The 400-nt window shown below is 68.8% G+C and carries 1 protein-coding gene; it reads left to right on the top strand.

The features are described from left to right. Window positions 1-400: aconitase family protein (locus IG84_RS0137340; RefSeq protein ID WP_031067938.1), on the top strand; the 400-nt coding region annotated here is incomplete at both ends.

Here is a 400-nt window from a genome sequence, read left to right on the forward strand (position 1 = left end):
GCGCACCCAGCTGGAGACGCTGCGCAAGAACGCCGCGGAGTTCGGGGTCCGGCTGCATCCGCTGGGTGATGTCGAGCAGGGCGTGGTGCATGTGGTGGGGCCCCAGTTAGGGCTGACCCAGGCGGGCACCACCGTGGTCTGCGGGGACTCCCACACCTCCACCCACGGCGCGTTCGGCGCGCTGGCTTTTGGCATCGGCACCAGCCAGGTCGAGCATGTGCTGGCCACCCAGACGCTGCCGCTCTCGCCGTTCAAGACGATGGCCATCACCGTCGAGGGCGAGCTGCCCGAGACCGTCACGGCCAAGGACCTGATCCTCGCCATCATCGCGAAGATCGGCACCGGCGGCGGCCAGGGCTATGTCATCGAATACCGCGGCCCGGCCATCGAGAAGCTCTCG

Source organism: Streptomyces ochraceiscleroticus (assembly GCF_000720485.1).
Lineage (GTDB): Bacteria > Actinomycetota > Actinomycetes > Streptomycetales > Streptomycetaceae > Streptomyces > Streptomyces ochraceiscleroticus.